The sequence below is a fragment of the Burkholderia sp. ZZQ-2 genome, assembly GCF_050768715.1.
GTDB lineage: Bacteria > Pseudomonadota > Gammaproteobacteria > Burkholderiales > Burkholderiaceae > Burkholderia > Burkholderia cepacia.
Map to the genome: position 1 here is coordinate 1 of NZ_LDVA01000136.1, position 6,783 is coordinate 6,783.

A 6,783-nucleotide genomic window follows, 5' to 3' on the forward strand; every position below is an offset into this window, starting at 1 on the left:
CCAGTCGGCCGGCTCGGGCGCCGGGCCCGCACGCGACACGAGCAGCGCGGCGGCCGCGTCGCCGTAGCCGACCAGGTCGCCGAACTGGCGGAAGAACGGGTAGAGCCACTTGTCGCTGAGGATCACGAGCGCCTGGTCGCCTTCGTCGAGCAGCCCGTCGAGCAGCATCAGCGCCGAATACCAGCCGAGCGTGCCGTTCTGGCCGAGCGCGAACGGCGTCACGCGTTGCAGGCCGAGTTCGTACTGCATGCGGCCGACGACCGAGTCGCCGATGCCTTCGTTGAGCGCGCAGCTCGCGACGATCACGTGGGTCGTGCGGGCCAGTTGCCCGGAGCCGAGCTGGTCGCGCAGGTCGAGCGCGGCGTCGGCGGCGAGATCGGCGAGGCTGCGCCCGGGCGGCGCGACCCGCAGCGCGGGCCGGCCGCCCGGCGCGAGGCGCGTGCCTTCCTCTGGCGTCAGCGCACCCATCCCGCGCGGCCGCGCGAAGCGCGCCTGCGGCAGCAGCAGGTGCCGGTAGCCGGGATGGCGCTCCTGCGCCTGGATCGCGCTGAACACGACGGCGGGCGGCAGCACCACGACGCCGCCGGACAGGGCGAGCGTGCCGGGCTCGGCGACGCGGCGCGCGCTGAGGCAGGTTTCATCGAGCGTCGACAGGGTCATGCGGCGGTCTCCTCGTTTGTGTGCGCGAACGCGTCGCGATACTGGTTTTTCAGCGCGGGGCGGTCGATCTTGCCGTTCGGGTTGCGCGGCAGCGCCGGCAGCGGCTCGACGACGAGCGGGCTCATGTAGGTCGGCAACGCGTCGCGGCACGCGCGTGCGATGTCGGCGCGGCACGCGTCGGCGTCGAGCGTCGACACGACACACGCGGCGATCGCCTCGCCGAGCGACGCGTGCGGCACGCCGAACACCGCCGCCTCGCGGATGTGCGGCAGCGCGAACAGCACGTCCTCGACTTCGGTCGGGCTGACGCGGTAGCCGGAGGTCTTGATCATGTCGTCGCCGCGCGCGACGAAATACAGGTAGCCGTCGGCGTCGCGCCGCACGATGTCGCCGGACCACACCGCGACGTCGGGGCGCGGGATCTCGCCGTGCCGGCGCGGCAGCGGGCGAAAGCGCTGCGCGGTCAGCTCGGGCCGGTTCCAGTAGCCGAGCGTGACGAACGCGCCGCGATGCACGAGTTCGCCGGGCTCGTCGGCCGCGCATTCGCTGCCGTCCGCACGCAGCACGAGGATCTCGGCGTTCGGCACGGCCTTGCCGATCGACGTCGGGCGCAACGCCGCGTCGGCCGGCGGCAGGTACGTCGAACGGAACGCTTCGGTCAGTCCGTACATCAGGTACGGCGCGGCGTGCGTGAACAGCGCCTGCAGGCGGTGCAGCAGCGGCGTCGCGAGATGGCCGCCGGTGTTCGCGAAGCGGCGGATTCGCGTGCGCGCCGTATCGCTCCAGCCGGCCGACGCGAGCTGCATCCACAGCGGCGGCACGCCGGTGATCGACGTCACGCCGAACGCGTCGCAATGGCGCGGCACGTCGGCCGGCTGCAGGAAGTCGAGCGGCGCGTAACACGCGCCCGACGCCAGCGCGGTCGTGAGCTGGCTCAGGCCCGCGTCGAAGCTGAGCGGCAGCACGCCGAGCACGACGTCGTCGTCGGCCAGCCCCTGGTACGCGGCGACGCTGAACGCGCCCGACACCAGGTTGCGGTGCGACACGACCACGCCTTTGGGCTTGCCGGTCGAGCCGGACGTATAGAGCAGCGCGGCGGGGTCGTCGTCCACCGGGCGGCCGGCGGCGAACGGTGCAGCAGCGCCGGTGTCGGACGCGGCGATCGCATCGGCCAGCTCCTCGATCAGCATCGTGCGGGTGCCGACGAGCGCGGCGAGCGCCGGCAGGCGCTTCAATCGCTGCGCGCCGGTCATGAACAGCGCCGCGCCGCTGTCGGCGACGATGTGTTCGATCTGCGCTTCCTTCAATTGCGGATTGACCGGCACGAAGATCGCGCCGAGTGCGTTGGCCGCGAGCATCGCGACCACGGTTTCGATGCGTTTCGGCGCGTAGATCGCGACGCGCTCGCCGGGCCGCACGCCGCGCGACGCGAGTGCGGCGGCCGCGCGGCGGACCGCGCGCGCGAGCTGTTCGTAGGTCATCGTGCCGCCGCCGTCGGCATACGCGGGATGATGCGGCCAGCGCGCGGCGCCGTGGTCGAGCAGGTCGGCGATGCTGATCAGGGCGTTCATGATCGGCTCCTCTCTCTGGTGGGTCTAGGCGGGCCGCACGTACACGTGCGCGGCTTCGTGGGACAGGAAATGCGCCATCGAGTACGTCCGGTGATAGGCGCCGCAGCGCGCGAACACGGCGATGTCGCCGACCTGCGGCGGCGCGCCCGTGTCGTCGCGGCCGATCACGTCCGCGCGGCTGCACGTGCTGCCGGCATAGATCGTCGGCACGCCGCGCGCGGGCGGTGCCGGCGTGCGGCGCACGAGCGACGGCGCGGCCAGCCGGCGCATCACCGATTCGGTCTGCGCGAGCAGGAACGCATGCGACAGCCCGCCGTCGCAGACGGCGATCGTGCGGTCCTGCCATGTCTTGACCGCGACGACGCGCGTCGCGAACACGCCCGCGTCGGCGAAGATCGCGCGGCCGGATTCGTGCGCGAGCGAGTACCGGCCGGCCAGCGGGGCGAGCGCGGTCGCATAGCGCTCGAACGCGGCATCGCCCGGGTGATCGTCGGCGAAACCGCCGCCGAGGCTCAGCGAGCCGAGCGGTGCGCCGTTGGCCGGCGCGAGATCGCGGGCGAGCGCCGCGAGCCGCTCGGGCAGCACGAGCGTGTCGGGCTGCGTCGCGTCCTGGCGGATGAACGAATGCGGGCCGGAGAACACGTGCAGCCCGGCAACGGGCAGGCCGGCGGCGGCGAGCGTGCGCACCGCGTCGTGCGCCTCGTTCGGCGTCATTCCGAAGTGGTCGTGCCACAGCGCCCGCGCGTCGTCGCCGGCCAGCGCGCCGGCATTCACGCGCAGCAGTACCGGGCCCGGCGTGCTGCCGCCGGCCGCGGCTTCGCGCGCCAGCGGCACGAAGCGCGCGACCGCGTCCGGGTTGTCGAGCACGAAATGGCAGCGCGACGCGAGCCCGGCGCGCATGAACATCTCGTCCATCGATGGGTTGTTCAGGTAGCGCGGCGTCCTGATCCGGCCGATCACCGCGTCGAGTTCGCCGCGGCTCGCGAGTTCGACGCCGTCCTCGTACGCATGGGCACAGCGCGCGAGCATGTCCTGGTTCGGGTTCGCCTTCAGCGACACGATCAGCCGCGTGCCGAGCCGCGCCTTCAGCGACCGGTAGCGCGCGATCGCGACTTCCGGCTCGTACACGTAGCACGGCGTGCGCAGGTCGGCGATCCACGCGTGGTCGCCGGCGGGTGGAAGCGGGCGCTCAGGCGTCATGGCGGCCTACCGGATGGAGCGTGGCGGCCGCATACGCGCCGCAGTTCGACTGCATCACGCCGAGCACGCGCTGCCCGCGCGCGACCGCGTCGAGCCCGACGTCGGCCAGGTTGATCGGGAAATCCGAGCAGCACGCATGGCCGCGCGCATGGATGTTCTCCGCATACAGCCGCTCGGCCGGCACGCGCATCGCGCGGCACAGCGCGTTCCAGCCCGGCAGGTCGGCGTTGTGCGGCAGCACGAGCTCGTATGCGTCGAGCGCGTGCGGTTCGAGCGCGACCGCCGCGTCGATCGCCTTGCGCGTGTACGGCCACTCCATCATGATCAGGTCGGCCTCGTTCGCGGCGACGGTGTCCGAGCCGCGATGCCATTTCGCGTGCGTCTCGATCGCGATGCCGCCCAGCCGGTTCTTCGTGCTGTTGCGCGCGATCAGCATCGCGGCCGCGCCGTCGCACTGTACGCCCGTCATCTGCCGCATCCGGTAATCCTCGCCGTACACGCGGTCGGACGACACGACGAGCGCCGCGTCGAGTTGCGGATAACGACGCATCAGCGCGCGAACGGTCTCGATGCCGGCCGCGACCGACACGCAGTTCAGCTGCGCGACCGAGCCGAGCCACAGCGGCTCGATGCCGAGCTGCGCGGCGAGCTCGTGCGGCAGGCTGCGCGGCGCGGGAGGCACGCTGAACTGCTGCGTGTGCACGTGGACGATCGCGCCGATGTCGGACGGATGCACGCGCGCGGTGTCGAGCAGGCGGCCCGCCGCCGCGATCGCGAGCTCGGTTTCGCTCGTGTCGAGCGCCATGTGGAAGTAGCGGCTGCCCGACTGCGCGATCGCTGCGGCCCGCTGCGCCGGGTAGTCGCGCTCGGCGGCCCACGCCTCGATGTCGACGGGCAGGCCCGGCAGTTCGTAGGCCACCGCGTCGATACCGATCCAGAAATCGCGTGACGCTTGGGAGGAGTTCGTCATGGTTCAGTTGAGCGGCATCGCCGCGTAGTCGAGAACATCGAGTTTTTCGAAGGTCGCCTGCACCGTCGGCGTGAGCAGGCCCATCTCGCGGATCGTCGGCACCAGGCGCCGGAAGATCGAGCGGCGGATCGAGCTGGAGACCGGCGACTCGCGCACCATCGCGCTGCATTCGCGCTTCGACAGGCCCATCGGTTCCCAGATGTCGTCCGCGCACAGGTGCTCGTACAGCACGGCCGCGCCTTCGCAGACGAATTCCTCGCGCTCGCGCAGCTCGTGCGAGCTCATCTCCGCATACACGCGGCACAGCGTGATCCGGCCGACCGCGAAATGACGCGCCTCGTCGCGCTGGATCCGCAGGAAGAGATCCTTGATGAACGGATCGGTGCTGTACGCGACGACGCTCTGGAAGATCGACAGCGCGATGCCCTCGACGAGCACCTGCATCCCGAGGTTCGTCATGTCGAGCGCGCTGCTCGTGATCGTGTCGTGCAGCAGCCCCTTCAGCGAGCGGCTCATCGGGTAGCTGACGTCGAGCTTCTCGTTGACGAGCTTCGCGTACGCCTCGACGTGGCGCGCTTCGTCCATCATCTGCGCGGCGGCGCACAGGCGCGCGCTCAGGCCATCCTCGGCCGACGCGAGCTTCGATGCGCAGATCAGCGCGGCCTGCTCGCCGTGCAGGATCTGCGACAGCAGCCAGCCCTGCGCGTGGTGGCGCACCTCGCGCTTGTCGGCGTCGGACAGCTTGCTCCACAGCTCGGTGCCGTAGATCAGCAGCGTCGGGTCGGGCATGCCGAGCGGATTCGCCGGGTCGAGGTCGTGGCTCCAGTCGACGTCGGTCGCGACGTCCCACTGCGCGGCCTTCGCCTTTTCGTAGAGCCGGTTCAGCGCCTCTTCGCGCAGCGCGTAGTCGTTCGACATCAGGGCGTCGACGGGCATCGACCAGCGGATGTCGGCCGTGTCCTGCATAACGGTGAGCGTGTCAGTCATTTAGGGTCTCCCCGGCCGCGCGGCGGCGCCGGAATGATGGGCGGAATCGGTAAGCGTCGTGGCGGCGGCGCGCGGTGTCGGCGGATGCGGCACGAGGCGGATCGCGTACGACGGCCATGCGCCACGCAGTTGCGCGTCAAACGCATCGGCGAGCCGCGCGGGCCAGATCGCGCAGCACACGCGGTTGTCGCCGGAGAACTCGGCATCGCGCAGGATCCGGTCGCCGATCCACACGACGGGCGCGCCGCGCGCGGCGTCGCGCAACGCTTCGTCGTACAGGTGCACGCCGAGCAGGACATGCGGCGCGAGCAGTTCGGCCGGCAGCGCGCCGAAGTACGGCGCGCAGACTTCGATGAACACGCGTGCATCGGGATGTACCGCGTCGCGGATTCGCGCGGTCGCTTCCGCGAGGAACGCGAAATACTGGACGTGGTCGAGCAGCACGCGGCGCTCGCCACCGGATGCGTCGCCGGCGTCGTACGGTTCGCCGGCCGCTTCCGCGAGCGCGGCGCGCGCGTAGTCGGCCGGCGTGTCGAGCGGCATCCGGTACGCGCTCGCGGCGACTGCGACCGGCTGCCGCGCATCGCGCTCGATCCGGTAGGTGAAGTGAACGGGCCGCACCATGTCATGCCTCGCTGTCGAGAGAGAACGTCGCGTCCGGCGCGAATGCGACGTCGGCGACGGCGTAATAGCCGTTCAGCGCGAGCGAGCAGACGGCCGCGCGGCGCGGCGTATCGCCGTCGCGATACGCGAGCAGCACCGACAGCCACGGATCGCTGCCGAACGCATGGCCGAACAGCCCGTGGCCGTCGGGCAGCAGCGGCGTCTTGCCGACCGACGCGAGCAGCGCGCGGCGCGACGTCGCCGGAAAGAACGGCAGCGCCGCGTGCACGCCGGGGCGGGCCGCGCAGAAGGTGCGGATGTCGCGGCCGAGCCGCACGACCGCGCTGGCCGGCGGCGCGGCGTCCGCGAGCACCGACGGTGCGGCCGGCGACGCTTCGCGGCCGACGTCGACGAGCAGCGTGCACACGCCGAAGCCCGAACGCCCCCACGCGGGGTTGCCGTGCCAGTACGTATAGCCGTGCACGTCGACGTCGACGATCTGCAGCAGCAGCGTGCGCGGCCCGGTTTCGGCTGCGGTGGCGAGCGCGCGGCGCAGCACGTAGCCCCAGCCCGCGCATTCGTACGAGCAGGTCATCCAGTCGGGCGTGTAGTCGTTCGCGCCCGCGAGCGCCTGCGCGAACACGCGATGCTGCGGCGAATCGTTCATCAGCAGCATCGACAGGATCGTCGAGCTGACCACGTAGTCGTCCGCGCCGACCGCGCCGCACAGCCGCTCGCGTTCGGCGCACGCGAGCGAGCCGATCGCGCGGGCCGTGTCGTCGAGCGGCACGG

General features: G+C 71.6%; 6 protein-coding genes and 1 pseudogene. All 7 read right to left on the minus strand.

Features of this window, described 5'->3' with window-relative positions:
• Positions 1 to 660: pseudogene (locus tag ABY44_RS08340) on the minus strand (hypothetical protein); the annotation flags it as partial.
• On the minus strand, positions 657 to 2,231 hold the full coding sequence (locus tag ABY44_RS08345) for an acyl-CoA ligase (AMP-forming), exosortase A system-associated (protein WP_060170285.1): 1,575 nt from the start codon (positions 2,229 to 2,231) through the stop codon (positions 657 to 659). The gene ABY44_RS08345 and the pseudogene ABY44_RS08340, both read right to left, overlap by 4 nt.
• A 24-nt stretch (positions 2,232 to 2,255) precedes the next feature.
• On the minus strand, positions 2,256 to 3,431 hold the full coding sequence (locus ABY44_RS08350) for a PLP-dependent decarboxylase (protein WP_059688711.1): 1,176 nt from the start codon (positions 3,429 to 3,431) through the stop codon (positions 2,256 to 2,258).
• A complete protein-coding gene (locus ABY44_RS08355; protein WP_027792016.1) occupies positions 3,421 to 4,401 on the minus strand; it encodes a ketoacyl-ACP synthase III family protein in 981 nt (326 codons plus the stop codon). The genes ABY44_RS08350 and ABY44_RS08355 overlap by 11 nt, the downstream gene beginning before the upstream one ends.
• 3 nt (positions 4,402 to 4,404) lie before the next feature.
• Entirely contained in the window at positions 4,405 to 5,388 is a 984-nt protein-coding gene (locus tag ABY44_RS08360; RefSeq protein ID WP_060170287.1) for a ferritin-like domain-containing protein, read from the minus strand.
• Positions 5,389 to 6,012 (minus strand): hypothetical protein, encoded by a 624-nt coding sequence (locus ABY44_RS08365; RefSeq protein WP_027792014.1) that lies wholly within the window; start codon positions 6,010 to 6,012, stop codon positions 5,389 to 5,391.
• A 1-nt stretch (position 6,013) separates the two neighbouring features.
• Positions 6,014 to 6,783 (minus strand): hypothetical protein (locus ABY44_RS08370; protein WP_431641097.1); only part of this gene is annotated, 770 nt, incomplete at its 5' end.